This window comes from Rhodococcus sp. NPDC058532 (assembly GCF_042719255.1).
Taxonomy (GTDB): Bacteria; Actinomycetota; Actinomycetes; order Mycobacteriales; family Mycobacteriaceae; genus Rhodococcus_G.
The window spans coordinates 1-18,429 of sequence record NZ_JBHXNU010000021.1; the positions used below are offsets into that span (position 1 = coordinate 1).

16 protein-coding genes are annotated in these 18,429 nt (G+C 70.2%); 6 read left to right on the top strand and 10 right to left on the bottom strand.

Annotated features, from left to right (window positions below; all coding sequences use genetic code 11):
• Positions 1 to 139 precede the first annotated feature (139 nt).
• The 6 genes from ACFWQG_RS19785 to ACFWQG_RS19810 form a co-directional block, all read right to left on the bottom strand.
• A complete protein-coding gene (locus ACFWQG_RS19785) occupies positions 140 to 790 on the bottom strand; it encodes a PaaI family thioesterase (RefSeq protein WP_378509388.1) in 651 nt (216 codons plus the stop codon).
• Positions 790 to 1,662 carry a MaoC/PaaZ C-terminal domain-containing protein gene (locus tag ACFWQG_RS19790; protein WP_378509355.1) on the bottom strand — a complete coding sequence of 291 codons (873 nt, stop codon included), beginning with the start codon at positions 1,660 to 1,662 and terminating at the stop codon, positions 790 to 792. Before ACFWQG_RS19790 ends, ACFWQG_RS19785 begins: the two co-directional genes overlap by 1 nt.
• A 4-nt stretch (positions 1,663 to 1,666) precedes the next feature.
• On the bottom strand, positions 1,667 to 2,872 hold the full coding sequence (locus ACFWQG_RS19795) for a lipid-transfer protein (RefSeq protein ID WP_378509356.1): 1,206 nt from the start codon (positions 2,870 to 2,872) through the stop codon (positions 1,667 to 1,669).
• 13 nt (positions 2,873 to 2,885) lie between these two features.
• On the bottom strand, positions 2,886 to 5,078 hold the full coding sequence (locus ACFWQG_RS19800; protein WP_378509357.1) for an acyl-CoA dehydrogenase: 2,193 nt from the start codon (positions 5,076 to 5,078) through the stop codon (positions 2,886 to 2,888).
• Between the two features lie 102 nt (positions 5,079 to 5,180).
• Positions 5,181 to 6,344, bottom strand: a complete 1,164-nt coding sequence (locus tag ACFWQG_RS19805) for a steroid 3-ketoacyl-CoA thiolase (protein WP_378509358.1) — start codon at positions 6,342 to 6,344, stop codon at positions 5,181 to 5,183.
• A 90-nt stretch (positions 6,345 to 6,434) separates the two neighbouring features.
• Positions 6,435 to 7,052 (bottom strand): TetR family transcriptional regulator, encoded by a 618-nt coding sequence (locus tag ACFWQG_RS19810; RefSeq protein WP_378509359.1) that lies wholly within the window; start codon positions 7,050 to 7,052, stop codon positions 6,435 to 6,437.
• Positions 7,053 to 7,215: 163 nt separating this feature from the next.
• On the opposite strand from ACFWQG_RS19810, the gene ACFWQG_RS19815 reads away from it, so the two are divergent.
• Positions 7,216 to 8,745, top strand: coding sequence for an FAD-dependent oxidoreductase (locus ACFWQG_RS19815; RefSeq protein ID WP_378509360.1), 1,530 nt, complete (start codon positions 7,216 to 7,218; stop codon positions 8,743 to 8,745).
• A 67-nt stretch (positions 8,746 to 8,812) separates the two neighbouring features.
• Here the strand turns inward: ACFWQG_RS19815 and fahA are convergent, their stop codons facing one another.
• Genes fahA through ACFWQG_RS19830 form a run of 3 tightly spaced genes read right to left on the bottom strand, consistent with a single transcriptional unit; the run spans position 8,813 to position 12,119 of the window.
• On the bottom strand, positions 8,813 to 10,021 hold the full coding sequence (gene fahA / locus ACFWQG_RS19820; protein ID WP_378509361.1) for a fumarylacetoacetase: 1,209 nt from the start codon (positions 10,019 to 10,021) through the stop codon (positions 8,813 to 8,815).
• Positions 10,018 to 10,893, bottom strand: a complete 876-nt coding sequence (locus ACFWQG_RS19825) for a hypothetical protein (protein ID WP_378509362.1) — start codon at positions 10,891 to 10,893, stop codon at positions 10,018 to 10,020. Before ACFWQG_RS19825 ends, fahA begins: the two co-directional genes overlap by 4 nt.
• Positions 10,890 to 12,119, bottom strand: coding sequence for a homogentisate 1,2-dioxygenase (locus ACFWQG_RS19830; protein WP_378509363.1), 1,230 nt, complete (start codon positions 12,117 to 12,119; stop codon positions 10,890 to 10,892). The genes ACFWQG_RS19825 and ACFWQG_RS19830 overlap by 4 nt, the downstream gene beginning before the upstream one ends.
• A 173-nt stretch (positions 12,120 to 12,292) precedes the next feature.
• On the opposite strand from ACFWQG_RS19830, the gene ACFWQG_RS19835 reads away from it, so the two are divergent.
• Positions 12,293 to 12,712 carry a pyridoxamine 5'-phosphate oxidase gene (locus ACFWQG_RS19835; RefSeq protein WP_378509364.1) on the top strand — a complete coding sequence of 140 codons (420 nt, stop codon included), beginning with the start codon at positions 12,293 to 12,295 and terminating at the stop codon, positions 12,710 to 12,712.
• Positions 12,713 to 12,828: 116 nt separating this feature from the next.
• Positions 12,829 to 14,775: an acyl-CoA dehydrogenase family protein gene (locus tag ACFWQG_RS19840; RefSeq protein ID WP_378509365.1), complete on the top strand. Its 1,947-nt coding sequence runs from the start codon at positions 12,829 to 12,831 to the stop codon at positions 14,773 to 14,775.
• Positions 14,776 to 14,784: 9 nt separating this feature from the next.
• Here the strand turns inward: ACFWQG_RS19840 and hsaA are convergent, their stop codons facing one another.
• On the bottom strand, positions 14,785 to 15,951 hold the full coding sequence (hsaA, locus tag ACFWQG_RS19845; protein WP_378509366.1) for a 3-hydroxy-9,10-secoandrosta-1,3,5(10)-triene-9,17-dione monooxygenase oxygenase subunit: 1,167 nt from the start codon (positions 15,949 to 15,951) through the stop codon (positions 14,785 to 14,787).
• A gap of 160 nt (positions 15,952 to 16,111) precedes the next feature.
• Between hsaA and ACFWQG_RS19850 the strand changes: the two genes are divergently transcribed.
• Genes ACFWQG_RS19850 through ACFWQG_RS19860 form a run of 3 tightly spaced genes read left to right on the top strand, consistent with a single transcriptional unit; the run spans position 16,112 to position 18,361 of the window.
• A complete protein-coding gene (locus ACFWQG_RS19850; protein WP_378509367.1) occupies positions 16,112 to 17,269 on the top strand; it encodes a Rieske 2Fe-2S domain-containing protein in 1,158 nt (385 codons plus the stop codon).
• A complete protein-coding gene (locus tag ACFWQG_RS19855) occupies positions 17,250 to 17,510 on the top strand; it encodes a hypothetical protein (protein WP_378509368.1) in 261 nt (86 codons plus the stop codon). The genes ACFWQG_RS19850 and ACFWQG_RS19855 overlap by 20 nt, the downstream gene beginning before the upstream one ends.
• A 59-nt stretch (positions 17,511 to 17,569) precedes the next feature.
• Positions 17,570 to 18,361 (top strand): SDR family NAD(P)-dependent oxidoreductase, encoded by a 792-nt coding sequence (locus ACFWQG_RS19860; RefSeq protein WP_378509369.1) that lies wholly within the window; start codon positions 17,570 to 17,572, stop codon positions 18,359 to 18,361.
• The last annotated feature ends 68 nt before the right edge of the window (positions 18,362 to 18,429 follow it).

The window sequence follows — 18,429 nt, forward strand, 5'->3', positions numbered from 1 at the left end:
GATCACGCCAGTCGATGAGGTGTGCCCGCAGTGCGGTGACGGTCGACAATCGCAACCCCGCACCGACCCGTGAGCCGCACCGGTGGATTCAGGTTGGACCGGCCGAAGGTTCCCCTCACCCCGTGAATACGTGAACCCGCTACCGCGGGCGCGGGACGCCCGCGTGGATGAACAGTGCGTCGACGGAGACGCAGACCTCTCCGGCCGCGTTCTTGATGTCACCGATGGTACGAATCTTGCGTCCCTCCATCGAGATCTGCTTGCCGGTGATGGTCAGCGGCTCGAACAGGGGTGTCGGCTTGTGGTACCGCGTGTTCAGCTGCGCGGTCATCCCCGCCGTGCCGCCCCACGCGTTCGCGACGCCGAGGACGTGGTCGAGGAGCATCGCGGAGACGCCGCCGTGCACGCATCCGGGAGGCCCCTGGTAGGGCAGGGTCAGCGTCACGACGCCCTGCACCGACCCGTCCTCGAGTCCCTCGATCACCAGTGGCGGCGCAATTGCGTTCTCCGGACCGGTGATCGGGTCGTGGCGGGTGACGCCCTCACCGCTCCACATGTCGACCATCCGGTCGGCGACCTCGGGGGCGTGCTCCTCGAGATGGTCGGCGATGCTGTTCAGTTCCTCCGCGACCCGGTCCAGGTTCGCGTTGCCGCGGTCCGTGCGGATCATCGCGTCGATGACGCGGCGGGCCGCGGCGGTCGCGCGGTCCACCGGCGCGTCCTGCGGCGCCGACGTCAGCACCGTCCGGTGCGGATGGGTCGCAGCGGTGGGGTGGTCCCCGGATTCCATCACGAGCGAACCTCCATCGTGGCGTGGGTGAGCACCGGCTGCCCGTCCCGTTCGGGGCAGGTGGCCTGCAGGGTGAGGGTGTCACCGTCCCGCCAGACGGCGGTTTCGATGGTCTCCCCCGGGTACAGGGATCCGGCGAACCGCACCGAGAACGACTGCACCCGTGCCGGATCCCCGTCGAGGACACCGTCGACGACGGCCTTGCACACGACACCGTACGACGCGAGGCCGTGCAGAATCGGCTGATCGAATCCGGCCATCTTCGCGAACTCGGGGTCCGCGTGCAGCGGGTTCAGGTCTCCGCTGAGCCGGTACACCAGCGCCTGCGCGGTGCTCGTCGGCGAGACCAGCACCGTGTCCGCAGCCCGCTCCGGCACGCCCGCGGCCAGCTCGGGTCCGGCCTCGCCGCCGAAGCCACCCTCACCACGGGCCCAGATCTGCATCGCGGTGGTCCACAACGGGTTTCCGTCCGAGTCGGCGGCCGCCTGCTCGAGCACGATGACGGCGGCCTTGCCCTTGTCCCAGACGTCGGCAACACGCGACGAGATGGTCGCGGTCCCCGACGTCGGAATCGGGGCGTGCAACGTGAGCGCCTGCCCCGCATGCAGGATTTTGCGCAGGTCGATGTCGATGCCGGGCAGGTTCATCCCGGCCGGCTTCAGGGTGCCCGCCGAGACGCCCTGCCCGGCGACCATCGCGAAGGTCGGCAGCACCTTCAGACCCTTCTCGTACACCCAACCCAGTTCGGCCGGGTCCAGCGAGTTGACGCCCGCCCCGAGACCCAGGTGGTACAGGATCACGTCGCGCTCGGTCCAGCTGGCCTCGCGGACGGTGGGGGCGGCCGCCAGGGCGGCGCTCACGTCGATCGGCATGTGTCTATGACTCCTTGGAAATGGTTCCGGACCGGTAGAGCGTGACGACGCACGCGCCACCGAGACCCAGATTGTGTTGCAGGGCAACGGAAGCACCGTCCACCTGACGTGCATCGGCCTGCCCGCGCAGCTGCCAGTTCAGTTCCGCGCACTGTGCGAGACCGGTGGCGCCGAGCGGGTGACCCTTGGAGATCAGCCCACCGGACGGGTTGACGACCCAGCGGCCGCCGTAGGTGGTGGCGCCGGACTCGACGAGCTTGCCGCCCTCACCGGGTGCGCACAGGCCGAGGCCCTCGTAGGTGATGATCTCGTTGATCGCGAAGCAGTCGTGCAGTTCGATGACGTCGACGTCGTCGATGCTCAGCCCGGACTCGGCGAACACCTGCTCGGCCGCGGCCCGGGTCATCGGCGCGCCGACGACGTCGATCATCGACTGGTCCGCGAACGCCTCGGCGGTATCCGTGGTGAGCGCCTGCGCGACGATCTCCACTGCCTGGCCCTCGAGGCCGTGTTCGCGGACGAACTTCTCGCTGACGACGATCGCGGCACCGGCCCCGTCGGAGGTGGGCGAGCACTGCGACCGGGTCAGCGGGGCGTGAATCATCTTGTCGCCCAGCACCTGCTCAAGGGTGTACTCGTCCTGGAACTGCGCGTACGGGTTGTTCACCGAGTGCTTGTGGTTCTTGACCGCGACGGCCGCGATCTGCTCGGCGGTGGTGCCGTAGCGCTCCATATGCTCGAGTGCGGCGTTGCCGAACAGCTGCGCGGTCATCGGGCCCTTGCCCCAGCCGTGCTTAGTGGTCATCACCCTCAGATGGTCATCGAGGGTGGTGACCTTCGGCAGCTCGCCGGTGCCCGCCATCGACGACTTCGTCATCTTCTCGAAGCCGACGGCCAGCGCGCAGTCGACGAACCCCGCCTGGACCCACTCGCGGGCCATCAGCAGGGCCGTCGACCCCGTCGCGCAGTTGTTGTTGACGTTGACGACCGGGATACCGGTCAGCCCCGTCTCGTACAGCGCCCGCTGCCCCGCCGCCGACGGGCCGAACACGTACCCCGCCGCGGCGCGCTGGACCTGCGAGTAGTCGATGCCCGCGTCCGTGAGCGCCTTGCTCACGGCCTCGGTGACCATGTCCGGGTACTCCCAGTCACGGGACTCGATCTTCTCGAACTTGGTCATGCCGACGCCGACGACGAAGGTGCGGTTCATGGGGCTGCAGTGCCTACTTTCCTGGTTCGGGATCGCGAGGCAGTCCGAGGATCCGCTCGCCGATGATGTTCAACTGAACATTCGTCGTACCACCGGCGATGGACATGCACTGGGAATTGAGGAACATCTGCGTGGCCGAGGTGCGTTCCTGATCACCGAGCAGGGACGACGGCCCCGCCCACTCCATCGCGACCTCCCACGTCTGCTGGATGTGCTCGACGCCGAGGAGCTTCGCGACGGACGACTCGGCGCCGGGCTGCGATCCCGCCAGCGACCGGAGCGTCGTCCGCAGACCCATGATCCCACCGGACTGCGCGTCGCAGAGGATCTGACCGAGCACGGTGAGCTGATGGGCGTCGATGCCTCCGGGCAGGGTGTCGGCCAGCGCGACGAGCGCCTCGCCGCCGTCGCCGAGCGAGGACCCACCGGTCATCGACACCCGCTCGTTGGCGAGGGTGGTACGAGCCAGCTTCCAGCCGTCACCGGGCTCACCGACCAGGCAGTCGTCGGGGACGAACAGGTCGTCGATGAACACCTCGTTGAACAGCGCCTCGCCGGTGATCTCCCGCAGCGGGCGGATGTCGAGGCCTTCCGAGTTCCGGATGTCGACCAGGAAGTACGACAGGCCCTTGTGCTTGGGGACGTCGGCGTCGGTGCGGGCCAGGCAGATGCCCCAGTGCGCGTCGCGTGCCATCGACGTCCACACCTTCTGGCCGTTGAGCTTCCAGCCGCCCTCGACCTTGGTGGCCTTGGTGGACAGGCTGGCCAGGTCGGAGCCTGCGCCGGGCTCGGAGAACAGCTGGCACCAGACGATGTCGCCGCGCAGCGATCCCGGCACAAACCGGTCGAGCTGCTCGGCGTTGCCGTGCGCGATCAGCGTCGGGATCACCCAGTTGCCGATGATCATGTCGTGCGGCTTCACGTCGGCCGCCGCCAGCTCCTCGGCGATCACGAGTTGGGCGACGGCATCCGCGCTCTTGCCCCACGGTGCGGGCAGGTGCGGGGACGTGTAGCCCTTCTCGGCCAGGTAGGTGGTGCGGTCGGCGCCGGTCTTGGCCTTCGCGGGCTCGAGCTCGGCCCGGACGTCGGCGCGGATCCGCTCGGCCTCGGCGGGCAGCTCGACGGTGAGCACCCGGCGCGCCCCGGCAAGGGTCAGCTCCGCGACCCGCTGCTGCCAGGATCCGGTGGAGCCGAGCAGGATTCGCAGGGACTGGGCGCGGCGCAGGTACAGGTGCGCGTCGTGCTCCCAGGTGTAGCCGATGCCGCCGAGTACCTGGATGCAGTCCTTCGACACCTGGAAGGCGGCGTCGAGGGCGACCGATGCGGTGACCGCCGCCGCGAGCGACGCCTCCTCGGCGGGAACCTCCTCGCCGAGCGCTCGGGCGGCGTCCCACGCGGTGACACGGGCCTGCTCGGTTCGACCGAACATCCGCGCGACCTTGTGCTTGACGCCCTGGAACTGGCCGATGACCCGACCGAACTGCTTACGCACGCGGGCGTAGTCGGCCGCGGTGGTGGTGGCCCAGTCGGCAAGCCCGGATGCCTCGGCCGCGAACAGGGTCGCCGCGATGTCCAGGACGCGCTGCGCATCGAGCGCCAGCACCTCGCCGTCGGCCAGCGCAAGGCCGTCGACCGTGACCTCGGCGTTGCGGCGGATCACGTCGTGGCTGGGCAGGTCGGTGACGGTGAGCCGGTCTCGCGGGACGACGACGAACACGCGGTCACCGGCGGCGTCGGTCGCGGCGAGCAGGAACAGGTCGCCAACCTGACCGCCGAGAACCAGGCTCGACGTGCCCGACAGGGTGGTCGCGCCCTCCGCCTGGGCCAGCGCGAGGGTTCCGGGCTGGAGCGCGACGGCACCGAACGTGGAGCCGTCGACCAGACCCTCGAGTTCGGCGGTGTGACCTGCCGCGTTCAGGACCGCGGAGACGACGACGGTCGGCAGGAACGGGCCGGGCACCATCGCGCGGCCGAGTTCCTCAGCGACGATTGCGGTTTCGAGCAGGGTGAACCCGGCGCCGCCAACCTCCTCCGGCAGGTGCAGGCCCAGCATGCCGAGCTCGGCGAGCGAGGCCCAGTACTCCGGACGGGCCTCCGCCTTCGCCTCATCGGCCTCGCGGATCACGGCCGGGGTGGCGTATCGGGCGGCCCAGCCGCGCACGGAGTCGCGGAGCTCGCGGTCCTCGTCACTCAGTCCAATGGTCATGAAAGTCGTCCTCGGGTTTCAGAAGTTAGGAGTGGCGCTTCGCGCCCGTGAGTCCTTTTGGCCCGGATGAGGGCCAAAAGGACTCACGGGCGCCGGAGGCGCCTAGATGCGCTCGATGATGGTGGCGGTGGAGAGCGCGCCGCCGGCGCACATGGTGACCAGCGCGGTGGACTTGTCGGACCGCTCCAGCTCGTGCAGCGCGGTGGTGATCAGCCGGGCGCCGGTGGAGCCGACCGGGTGTCCGAGGGCGATGGCGCCGCCGTTGACGTTGACCTTGTCCATGTCGGCGTCGAGGGTCTGCGCCCAGGACAGCACGACCGACGCGAACGCCTCGTTGATCTCGACCAGGTCGATGTCGGCGAGCGACATCCCGGACTTGGCGAGCACGTGGCGGGTGGAGTCGATGGGGCCGTCGAGGTGGTAGTACGGATCGGAGCCGACCATGCCCGAGGACACGATGCGGGCGCGCGGACGCAGGCCGAGCGCGGACGCCTTCTCCTCGCTCATCAGCAGCACCGCCGCGGCACCGTCACTGATCTGCGACGAGTTGCCCGCGGTGTGGATGCCGCCGTCGAAGACGGGCTTGAGGCCGGCGAGGGCCTCGGCGGTGGTCTCCCGCAGCCCGCCGTCGCGGGTGACGGTGAGGGTCTCGCCGGTCGGCTCGCCCTCCTTGGTCACCTGCGGCGCCTCGACGGGCACGATCTCGCGGTCGAAGCGGCCCTCCGCCCACGCCTGCGCGGCGCGCTGCTGCGAACGCAGACCGAGCGCGTCGACGTCGCCGCGCGTGATGCCCCGCTTGTCGGCGATCCGCTCGGCCGCGACGAACTGGTCGGGCAGGTCGAGGGACCAGTCGTCCGGGTAGGGCATCCCGGTGCCGGGGGCGAGCGCCTGCCCCAGGAACACCCGGCTCATCACCTCGACGCCGCACCCGATGCCGGCATCGATCTGACCGGACGCGATCAGGCCGGCGATGATGTGCACGGCCTGCTGGGAGGACCCGCAGGCGCAGTCGATGGTGGTCGCAGCCGTGGCATAGGGCAGTCCCGCGTGCAGCCAGGCGTTGCGGGTGACGTTGTTGGACTGCTCACCGACCTGCGTGACGAGGCCACCGACGACCTGGCCGACCTGCTCGGCGGGCAGTCCGGCGCGGTCGAGGACCGCCTTCTGTGCTGCCCCGAGCAGAACCGTGGGGTGCACCCCGGCCAGCTGCCCGCGACGCCGGCCGATCGGCGTCCGCGCGGCCTCGACGATGACGACGTTGCTCATGTGTGCTCCCTGACGAATACGATTTCTGAAACGTATTCTATTTCTCGGCCGGGGGCGGGGCGGTGAGAGTCCCACCGAACGGGATCGGGCTCAGACCATCCGACCGGACAGGTCCGCGAGCAGCAGGTCACACGCGGTCCGCAGGTCCGATTCGATCTCGGGGATCGAGGTGCGGCTGTTGAGCGCGGCCTGAATCAGCCCGAACCACAACGCGACCACCAGCCGCAGCACGGTCGCGTCCCGGATGGTCTGCTCCTCGATCCCGGCGGCGTCGAGCAGCAGCCGGTCGAAGTGCTGGTCGATCTTCGCGACGTCGGGAATGGTCGCGGCGTTCGAGGTCGCGGCGGACTGGATCATCGCGGTCGCGAGCAGCGGGGTGCGCAGCAGCGCCCGCGTCGCGTGCAGCAGCGCGTCGTAGACGGCGTCGGGCGCCGCCAGGTGGGCGCGCGACCGCCGGGACAGCTGATCACCCATCCGCTGGATCTGGTCGACCATCACCGCGACGAACAGGTGCGTCTTCGAGGGGAAGTAGCGGTACAGCGTGCCGATCGCGACGCCTGCGAGCTTCGCGACCTCCTGCATCTGCACCCGCTCGAGGTCCTTCTCGGCACCCAGCTGGGCGGCGACCTTCAGGATCCGGCCGTGTCGCGCCCGCTGCTCCACCGAGCTCGGCTCAGCCGCGTCGCGTGCCTCCGCAAGCCTCGGCATCCTCGTCCCCCACTTCTTCCACTTCCGACGATCTGAGCGTAGATCCTGGCAGCTGTCGCGGGTTGCCGGACTCCCGTTCCGCTCAGTGGGAGCCGCCGCACCCCCGCTCGGCCCGCTGCGATTGCCTGTGACCACACCCGATGCGATGGAGGAAGCAGGAGACATGCAGGACTGGACGGACGAATACGACGTGGTGGTGGTCGGGTCCGGTGGCGGCGCCCTGACCGGGGCATACACCGCGGCCGCGCGTGGCCTGCGCACCGTGGTGCTGGAGAAGACCGACCTGTTCGGTGGCACCTCCTCCTACTCCGGCGCGGCCATCTGGCTGCCCGGCACCCAGGTTCAGGAGCGCGCGGGGCTCGAGGACTCCACCGAGAACGCCCGGACCTTCCTGCGCACCCTGCTCGGCGTCGCCGAGGCCGAGCGGCAGGACGCGTACGTCGACACCGCGCCCGCCGTCGTCGAGCTGCTCGAACGCGACCCCAACATCGAGTTCGAGTTCCGCGCGTTCCCGGACTACTACCGGGCCGAGGGCCGCCTCGACACCGGCCGCTCGATCAACCCGCTCGACCTCGACCCGGCGGACATCGGCGAACTGGCCGCCAAGGTGCGCCCCGAGCTGAACCCGGACCGGGCGGGCAAGGGCCACGCCCCCGGCAAGATGATCGGTGGCCGCGCCCTGATCGGGCGCCTGCTCGCCGCGATCGACGGCACCGGCAACGCGGACCTGCGCACCGGCACCGCGCTGACCGAGCTGGTCGTCGAGGACGGCCGCGTCGTCGGCGTCGTCGCCCGGTCCGGCGACGCGGAGGTCCGCATCAAGGCCACCCGCGGTGTGCTGATGGCCGCCGGCGGCATCGAGGGCAACGCGCAGGCCCGCGCCGAACACGGCACCCCCGGCAAGGCGGAATGGTCGATGGGCCCGATCGGGGCGAACACCGGTGACGCGATCGCCGCCGGGGCTGCCGCGGGCGGCGCGACCTCGCTGATGGATCAGGCCTGGTTCTGCCCGGGTGTCGAACAGCCGGACGGCACCGCAGCCTTCCTGGTCGGCATCCGCGGCGGCATCGTCGTCGACGCGAACGGCAACCGGTACCTGAACGAGTCGCTGCCCTACGACCGGTTCGGCCGGGCCATGCTCGCCCACAACGACGCCGGTCACGCCATCCCGTCGTGGATGATCTTCGACTCGAGGGAGGGCGGCGGACTGCCCGGCATCTCCATCCCGAACACCCCGCCGGCACAGCACCTCGAGGCGGGCACCTGGGTGCAGGCGGACACCCTGGAGGAGCTCGCCGCCAAGGCCGGGCTGCCCGCGGACGCCGTGCGCGCGAGCGTAGAGGAGTTCAACGAGTACGCCAAGCGCGGCGTCGACGAGTCGTTCCACCGCGGCGAGGACCCCTACGACCTGTTCTTCTGCGGCCCGAACGGCAACCCGAACCGGGCGCTGACCGCGGTCGAGACCGGCCCGTTCTACGCGGCCCGGATCGTGTTGTCCGACCTCGGCTGCAAGGGCGGCCTGGTCACCGACGTCGACGGTCGCGTGCTGCGCGCCGATGGCACCGCCGTCGCCGGTCTGTACGCGGCGGGCAACACCGCCGCCTCGGTCGCGGGCAAGGTGTACCCGGGCCCGGGCGTTCCGCTCGGCACCGCAATGGTGTTCGGCTACCGCGCCGCCAATCACATGGCGTAGGACGCCGCGCTCGTCGAGCCCCTCCCCCGTCGCCGGCCGGCCCGAGCGAACGGATCATTCGATCGAATCAGAGCGGATCGAGTGGCGGGGGTGGGGTGGATCGGCGTGCGGGCAGGATCCGGCCGCGCACCTCACCGAAGCCGATGCGTCCGCCGCTCGCGCCCGGCGCGGTCGCGGTGATCGTCACCTCGTCGCCATCCAGTAGGTAGGTGCGCTTCTCGCCGGACACCGTCACGGGTTCTGTTCCGCCCCAGGTCAATTCGATGAAGGAACCGCACTGGTTCCGCTCCGCGCCGGAAACGGTGCCGGAGCCGACCAGGTCGCCGGTGCTGGCGGCAGCACCGTTCGCCGTGAGGTGCGCCAGCATCTGCGCAGGCGACCAATACATCTGCGCGTACGGCGGGCGGCTGACCACGTCACCGTTCCACTCGACCACCAGATCGATGTCCAGTCCCCACATCTCGCCGCCCCGCAGGTACGGGAGCGGCACCGGATCCTGCACCGGGGTGGCGACCCTGGCGGCCTCGAGGGCCGCCAACGGAACCACCCACGCGGAGATCGAGGTGGCGAAGCTCTTGCCCAGATTCGGGCCGAGCGGCACGTACTCCCACGCCTGGATGTCGCGGGCCGACCAGTCGTCGAGGATCACCACGCCGAAGCAGTGTTCGGCGAACCGATCCGGCGTGATCGAGGCCCCCATCGGGGAGCCGACCCCGACCAGGAACCCCACCTCGGCCTCGATGTCGAGGCTCAGCGAGGGGCCGAACGTCGGCGCGTTATCGGCTGGCGCCTTGCGCTGGCCGCGCGGCCGGACGATATCGGTACCCGACACCACGACGGTCGACGCCCGGCCGTGATAGCCGACCGGGAGGTGCTTCCAGTTCGGCATCAGCGGGTCGGGGCTGTCCGGGCGGAACAGTCGCCCGAGGTTGGTCGCGTGCTGTTCGGATGCGTAGAAGTCGACGTAGTCGGCGACCGCGATCGGCAGGTGCATCGTCACGTCGCCGACGGGCAGCACCGCATTGTCCGCGACCTCACCGCGAACCAGGACGGCAATCGTGTCCCGGACCTCGGCCCACCGGGCACTCCCCTGGGCCATGAACGGGTTGAGCGTCGGGTTGGCGAACACCGCGTCGCCGAGCACCGCCGCCAGGTCGACGACGTGGTCACCCACCCGCACGCCGACCCGCGGCTGCGTCCCCGCGGTCGAGAAGACTCCGTAGGGCAGGTTGTCGACGCCGAACGGGGAGCGGTCGGGGATCGGGATGACGGTCATGCCGGGGCTCGTTCGTCGGCGGCCGGGATGCCGGGGGGATGCACCAGGCCGAGTGCGGTGAGGTCGGCGAGCGGGGCGGCGATGCTGCAGGTGCCGAACGAGACGAATCGGCGGCGCACCGCGGCGGACTCCGCCTCCGTCAACCCGGCGAGGGTGTCCGCCATGCCGGGTCCGTCGCGGTCCGCGAGCGCCGCGGCGACGGTGTCCGGGTCCGCACCGTCCGCGGCGAGGCGGGTGGCGAGCATCAGGTTCAGGAACCCGTGCTGCTCGAATCCGGTGTCGGCGTCGGTGTTCCGGACCGCGCGATGCAGACCCGCGGTCGCCTTGAACGGCACCCCGAGGGACCCGGCGGCCGCGATCACCGCCGCGAGCTCGGCCTCGTCCGGGTACGCGTCGGCCACGACACCTCCGGTGCGGATCTTCGCGCGGGCCCCGAGGTCGGCGAGACCGGTGAGCACCTCGTCGCGGCGCCGGTCCCGGGGCACCTCAACATGGACCGCCACTCCCGGTGCGGCACCGCAGATTTTGCTCACCGCACGGAGAAGTGCGGGGACGGGCTGCCCGTCCGGCACGGCGATCTCGAGGCCAACCAGGTGCACGGCGTCGATCGTCCGCAGCCGACCCAGTGCCGCCGCGGCGGCGTCGGTGCCACCGGGGACGGTCAGGCTCACCGGCAGGACCCGGCCGCCGAGCACGGCGGCCAGTTCGGCGAGCCTGGTCGCGGGAAGGACAAGCGGCCCCACCAGATCCGCGTACGCGCTGTCGGTGTGGGCGAAGTGGGCGGGCACCGCAACGGCGAGGGGCACGGCGCCGGGCGGAAACAGCGCGGCGTCGTCGCACAGCCCGGCCAGCAGCGGCGGGATCATCCTCATCGCGCCTGCCCCCTGCCCGACGACGGCGGCGACGCCGGACCCCGTCCGGCCCAGGACCAGGCGTACCCCGGGTCCTCGCAGGCCAGCGCCCCCGCACCGAGTTCGAGTGGCCGGAAGGTGTCGACCATGACGGCGAGCTCGTCGAAGAAGTCGACGCCGATGCTGCGTTCGTACGCGCCCGGCTGGGGTCCGTGGGTGTGCCCGCCGGGGTGCACGGAGACCGAGCCCGGCCCGATGCCGGAGCCCTTCCTCGCCTCGTAGTCGCCACCGCAGTAGAACAGGACCTCGTCGGAGTCCACGTTCGAGTGGTAGTACGGCACCGGGATCGACAGCGGGTGGTAGTCGACCTTGCGGGGAACAAAGTTGCAGATCACGAAGCCGGCACCCTCGAACGCCTGATGCGCGGGCGGCGGCTGGTGCACGCGACCGGTGACGGGTTCGTGGTCGGCGATGTTGAAGGTGTACGGGTAGAGGCAGCCGTCCCAGCCGACGACATCGAACGGGTGCGTCGCGTGCACCATCCGGGTGCCGACAATGCCGCGGGAGGTCCGGTGCTTGACGAGGACCTCGACGTCGGTGCCCTCGACGAGCAGCGGCGCGCTGGGACCGTGCAGGTCGCGTTCGCAGTAGGGGGCGGTCTCCAGGAACTGCCCGAATCGCGACAGGTACCGCTTCGGCGGCGCAATGTGGCCGTTCGCCTCGATCGCGTACACCCGCAACGGTTCCGCTCCCACCGGCCTCCAGCGGTGGGTGGTCGACATCGGCAGCAGCACGTAGTCGCCCTGGCGTGCGGGCAGCGCACCGAAGGCGGTCTCGACGAGCGCCTCCCCCGCCTCGACGTACACCAACTCGTCGCCGATCGTGTTGCGGTACAGCGGCGATTCGGCCGCCGCGACGGCGTACGAGAGCCGGACATCGGCGTTGCCGAGGATCAGCCTCCGACCGGTGACGGGATCGGTCTCGGCCCACCCCCGCTCGGGGAACAGCTCGTGCAGCCTGAGATGGCGCGGCCTGAGCGGATGATTCGGCGTCGTTGCCTGGTCGGGCAGCCCCCACACGGTCGCGTCCACGATCGCCGACGGGACGGCGCGGTGATACAGCAGCGCCGAGTCGGAGGCGAAGCCCTCCTCGCCCATCAGTTCCTCGAAGCGCAGACTGCCGTCCTCGCCGCGGTGCTGGGTGTGCCGCTTCGGGGGAATGCTGCCGAGCCGTCGATAGAACGCCATGACCGGCCTCCTCGGTGTAGCGCGCTCCCGGTCTCCACTGTGACCGCTCCCGACCCGCTTGTCGACACGCGCGGCGGCGCCGGGCCCACCGGCCCGATCGTCGAGCCCGTCCGCCCCCGCCGGATCCCCTACTGTTGGTGACACCGGAGGTTCCGACCCGAGAGGATCGATCGATGCCGACGATGAGCAGTGCCGAGCGCGAGGCGTTCCTCGCGGACATTCATGTCGGGGTGGTCGCGGTCGAGCGGCCGGACCGGGCACCGTTGGCCGTGCCGGTCTGGTACGGGTACGAGCCGGGCGGGGAGGTCCTGATTTGGACCGAGACCGACACGATCAAGGAGCCGCTGTTTCGGGCGGCCGGGCGGTTCACCCTCACCGCGCAGCTCGAGCAGGTGCCGTACAAGTACGTCAGCGCCGAGGGCCCGATCACCTCGATTGCGCCGATCACCGCGGATCAGGCCACCGCGATCGCGGTGCGGTATCTCGGCGAGGAGGAGGGCACCGCGTACGCCGCACAGAACCTCACCCCGCGGTCGATCCTGGTCCGCATGCGTCCGCAGCGGTGGTTGAGCACGGACTACTCGAAGCTGTAGCCCCCGGCGCGGCCGACCGGACACCCCCGCGTCGTTCCGGCATGGGTTCCGAAAACCCGGATCGAGGCGGATACTCGCCAGTAGGTTGCCGATCGCTCTCGTCGAGGAGGCGGATCATGGTGTCACCGACCCAGGTCAGCGAGGAACAGGCACGCGCGGTCGCCGAGGAGGCCCGCGAAAGCGGCTGGGAGAAGCCCTCGTTCGCGAAGGAACTGTTCCTCGGCCGGTTCCGGCTCGACCTGGTGCACCCGTTTCCCCGCCCCACACCCGAGGACGCGGCGCGGACCGAGCGGTTTCTCGGGACACTGCGCGACTACTGTGCCGGGCTGGACGGCAGCGTGATCGAACGCGACGCGGCGATCCCCGACGAGTACGTGCGCGGGCTCGCCGACCTCGGCTGCTTCGGGCTGAAGATCCCGGAGGAGTACGGCGGACTAGGCCTGTCGCAGGTCGCCTATAACCGGGTGCTGATGCTCGTCGGGTCGGTGCATCCCAGCCTCGGCGCGCTGCTGTCCGCGCACCAGTCGATCGGCGTCCCCGAGCCACTCAAGCTGGCAGGCACCGACGAGCAGAAGCGAAAGTTCCTGCCGCGCTGCGCGAAAGGCGCGATCTCCGCGTTCCTGCTCACCGAACCGGATGTCGGGTCGGACCCGGCGCGGATGGCGTCGACGGCCACCCCCACCGAGGACGGCACTGCCTACCTCCTCGACGGCGTGAAGCTGTGGACTACGAACGGTGTGGTCGCCGAACTGCTGGTGGTGATGGCGCGGGTACCGCGAACCGAGGGGCGGCACCCCGGCGGCATCAGCGCGTTCGTCGTCGAGGCCGACGCCCCCGGCATCACCGTCGAACGCCGCAACGCGTTCATGGGGCTGCGCGGCATCGAGAACGGGGTCACCCGGATGCACCGGGTGCGGGTACCAGCCGAGAACCTGATCGGCCGCGAGGGTGACGGCCTGAAGATTGCCCTGACCACACTGAACGCCGGGCGCCTCGCGCTGCCCGCGATGTGCACGGCGGCCGGGAAGTGGTCGCTCAAGATCGCACGGGAGTGGTCCGCGGAGCGGGTGCAGTGGGGCAGACCGGTCGGTGAGCACGGCGCGGTCGCCGGCAAGATCTCGTTCATCGCGGCCACCACGTATGCGTTGGAGGCGACGCTGGAACTGTCGGGTCAGATGGCCGACGAGGGCCGCAACGACATTCGGATCGAGGCGGCGCTGGCGAAGCTGTGGGCCAGCGAGATGGCGTGCCGGATCGCCGACGAACTGATCCAGATCCGGGGCGGCCGCGGCTACGAGACCGCGGAGTCCCTCGCCGCCCGCGGTGAACGGGCGGTCCCGGCCGAGCAGTTGCTGCGGGACCTGCGGATCAACCGGATCTTCGAGGGGTCGAGCGAGATCATGCGGCTGCTGATCGCGCGGGAGGCCGTCGACGCGCACCTGACCGCGGCGGGTGACCTCGCCGATCCGGGGGCCGACCTGCAGCACAAGGCCAAGGCTGCCCTCGGGGCGAGCGGCTTCTACGCCAAGTGGTTGCCGCACCTGGTGTCCGGCAAGGGGCAGCTCCCCGCGTCGTACGGCGACTTCGATTCCCTGGCGACGCACCTGCGGTTCGTCGAACGCAACGCACGCAAGCTGGCCAGGTCAACGTTCTATGGGATGGCCCGCTGGCAGGCGGGCATGGAGAAGCATCAGGTGTTCCTCGGCCGGATCGTCGACATCGGCGCCGAGCTGTTCGCGATGGCCGCGGCGTGCGTGCGCGCGGACTCCGAGCGGGCGCGGGACCCGGGCACCGGCGCCGCCGACCTGGCCGACGTGTTCTGCCAGCAGGCGAGGCTGCGCATCGACCGCCTGTTCGCCGGACTGTGGGAGAACACCGACGACCTCGACCACCGGATCGCGTCGAACGTTCTCGGCGGCGAGTACGCCTGGCTCGAATCGGGTGTCCTCGACCAGAGTGAGGGCACCGGGCCGTGGATCGCCTCCTGGTCGCCGGGGCCGTCCACCGAGCCGAACCTGGCCCGGCGGTTCCGCACCGACCCCGACGGCGCGGGACCGGGGTGAGGCCGGGCGTCAGACCATGTTGTCCTCGACCGGCAGCCCGAACGCGCCGCGCCCGTAGAGGGCGAGGGCGCGTTCGGTGTCGTTCGCGACATGCACCCCGCCCGCGTGCGCGTCCCGCCAGCCCCGTTCGAGCGGGTTGCCGGTGTCGAGCGAGTTGCCGCCGGACATCTTGAACAGCTTGTCGATGGCGGCGAGCGCCCGCTCGGTGCCGCGCACCTGGTCGCGCCGGGCCCGCAGCCGCAGTTGCATCTGGATCTGGTCGCCCGCGGCAGCCACCTCCATCAGGGCCCGCACGTTGCGGTCCATCTGCAGGATCGACGCGTCGATGTCCGACGACGCCCGCCCGACGGTCACCTGCGCGAACACGTCCTCCGCGAACCGGCCGCCGCCGAGACTGAGCCGCACCCGGTCCCGCATCCGGGCCAGGAACTCCTCGTAGCAGCCCGCGACGACGCCGAGGACGGGGGCCGCGATCGCCGACGAGAACACCGTCGCGAACGGGATTCGATACAGCGGCCCGGTGTTCACCTTCTGGCCCGGACCGCGCAGCTGGGAGAACTCGTAGTTGCGCATCACCCGGTGATCGGGAACGAACGCCCGCTCGACGAAGATCTCGTTGCTTCCGGTGCCACGCAACCCGACGGACTCCCAGACGTCCCGGATCTGATAGTCCGATCGCGGAACCAGCATCGTGGTGTTGTCGATCGGGTCGCCGCGGTCGTCGACGAGCATCCCGCCGAGCAGCGCCCACCCGCAGTGATCGACGCCGGACGAGAACCGCCAGCAGCCCATGATCTCGTAGCCGCCGTCGACCCGGACCATCGTGCCGACCGGGGCGTACGACGACGCGATGAGGACGTCGGGGTCGGCGCCCCACACGTCGGACTGCGCGGCATCGTCGAACAGCGCGAGGTGCCACGGGTGCACCCCGAGGACGCCGGTGACCCACCCGGTGGATCCGCACGCCCCCGCGATCGCCCGCACGGCCTCGTAGAAGTGCACCGGATCGGACTCGAGTCCCCCGTATCGGGTCGGCTGAAGCATCCGGAACACCCCGGCGTCGACCAGCGCCCGGATCGTCTCGTCGGGTACCCGACGAGACTCCTCCGTTCCGCGTGCCCGTTCCGCGATGGCGGGGAGCAACTCCCGCACCCGACCGAGTACCTCGTTGTCCATTCGTTCGATGTTATCGGCTCGCCGTTCGCGCGCCGATGGTCGCGCACTGCGGGAGGTCCCGGCCAGTGAGATACTCGGCGAACCCGGTGACCCGCGTCGTTAGCGTCCGAGGTCATGAATCGTGCCGCCACGTGCGGTACCTCGACCGGAAGGATGAACCGTGACCAGCACGCAGTCTGCCGACGAAGTTCGCGTGATCGAAGCGGGCGCCGCACCTACGAGGTTCGCGCGGGGCTGGCACTGCCTCGGACTCGCCGAGGACTTCCGTGACGGCAAGCCGCACAGCGTCCATGCGTTCGGCACCAAGCTCGTCGTCTTCGCCGACAGCGAGGGCAAGCTCAGCATCCTCGACGCATACTGCAGGCACATGGGCGGCGACCTGAGCCAGGGCACCATCAAGGGCGACTCGGTGGCCTGCCCGTTCCACGACTGGCGCTGGGGCGGCAAGGGCAAGTGCACCTCGATCCCCTACGCCCGCCGCGTTCCCCCGCTGGCCCGCACCCGGTCGTGGCACACCCTCGACCAGGACGGGATGCTCTTCGTCTGGCACGACCCGGAGGGCAAGGCCCCGACCGACGAGGACATGTACATCCCGCGCATCGAGGGCGCGCTGTCCGACGAGTGGTCGGACTGGGTCTGGTTCACCACCGAGGTCGACATCAACTGCCGCGAGATCGTCGACAACATCGTCGACATGGCGCACTTCTTCTACGTGCACTACTCGTTCCCGACGTTCTTCAAGAACGTCTTCGAGGGCCAGGTCGCGAGCCAGTTCATGCGCGGCACCGCGCGTGAGGACGAGCGCCCGCACGCCGCAGGCACCCCGCGGATGAAGGGCAGCAACTCGGCGGCGTCGTACTTCGGCCCGTCGTTCATGATCGATGACCTGGTCTACGAGTACGAGGACCACAACGTCGAGTCGGTCCTGCTGAACTGCCACTACCCGGTCACCCCGGACAAGTTCGTGCTGATGTACGGCATCATCGTCAAGAAGTCCGACAAGTTCCAGGGCACCGCCGCCACCGACATGGCGAAGAACTTCGGCACGTTCATCGCGAAGGGCTTCGAGCAGGACATCGCGATCTGGAAGAACAAGACCCGGATCGAGAACCCGCTGCTGTGCGAGGAGGACGGCCCCGTCTACCAGCTGCGCCGCTGGTACGAGCAGTTCTACGTGGACCGCGCCGACGTGCAGCCGGAGATGGTCGAGCGGTTCGAGCACGAGATGGACACCACGAAGGCGGTCGCCGCGTGGCGCAAGGAGGTCGACGCGAACCTCGAGAAGAAGGCGCTGGAGAATGCAGCCGCTGGCGTGTGAGGCGTGCGGGGCCCGCGTGCGGGTCCTCAAGCACAGCTGGGAGCACACTGCCATTCAGTGGGACGAGGCCGCGCAGGACGCCTGCCGGGAGATCCACGAGTGGACCGGGCGTGAGGGCCGCCCCGGGGCTCCCGTGATGCGCTGCGAGGCGCTGACCGCGACGATCGACAAGGCCGCGAACGACGGCCGGCTGCCCATCACCAACGAGGACCCGGTCCCCGCGCCGCAGGTCGTGGACTGACCGTCCGGCACACCGACAACCGCGGGCGCATCGTCGGCGCCCGTCCGAGAGGATCTTCCATGGTCGACATCAACCAGTACGGCCCGTGGGCCGTCATCGCAGGCGGCTCCGAGGGCGTCGGCGCGGCGTTCGCGGACCAGCTGGCCGCCGACGGCTTCAATCTCGTGCTGATCGCCCGCAAGCCGGGCCCGCTCGAGGAGACCGCGGAGAAGGTCCGCTCCCACGGCGTCGAGGTCCGGACCCTGTCGCTGGACCTGCTGGCGGGCGACGCGCTCGCGCAGATCCGCGCCGTCACTGACGACGTCGAGGTCGGGCTGCTGATCTTCAACGCGGGCGCGAACTCCTACGGCCACGAGTTCGTCACCGGCGAGCTGGACGGCTTCCGCGGCGTGATCGAGCTGAACATTCTCAAGCAGCTCGAGCTCTCGCACCACTTCGGTGGCCTGATGCGCGAGCGCGGTCGCGGCGGCATCATGCTGCTCGGCTCGCTGGCCGGCTACATGGGCTCCGAGCACCAGAGCATCTACGCGGCGTCGAAGGCCTTCAGCCGGGTGTTCGCCGAGTCGCTGTGGCTCGAGCTTGAGCCGCACGGCGTGCACGTCGTCGAGTTCATCCTCGGCGTCACCCGGACCCCGGCGATGGTCCGCGCCGGGCTGAACTTCGACATCCCCGGCATGATCGTGCAGGAGCCGGAGGACGCGGCCCGTGAGGGTCTTGAGCACCTTGCCGACGGCCCGGTGTGGGTGGCGGGCGGCAACTACGAGGCCGCGCAGAAGCGCAGCGGCTTCCCCCGCGACAAGATGGTCAAGGGTGCCGCCGTCGCGATGCGCAAGCTGCTCAACCGCGGCTGATTTCTCGAGCTCCCCGGCAGTGGCCGCACCCGTCCCGGGTGCGGCCACTGCTCGTTGGCGACCGGTGA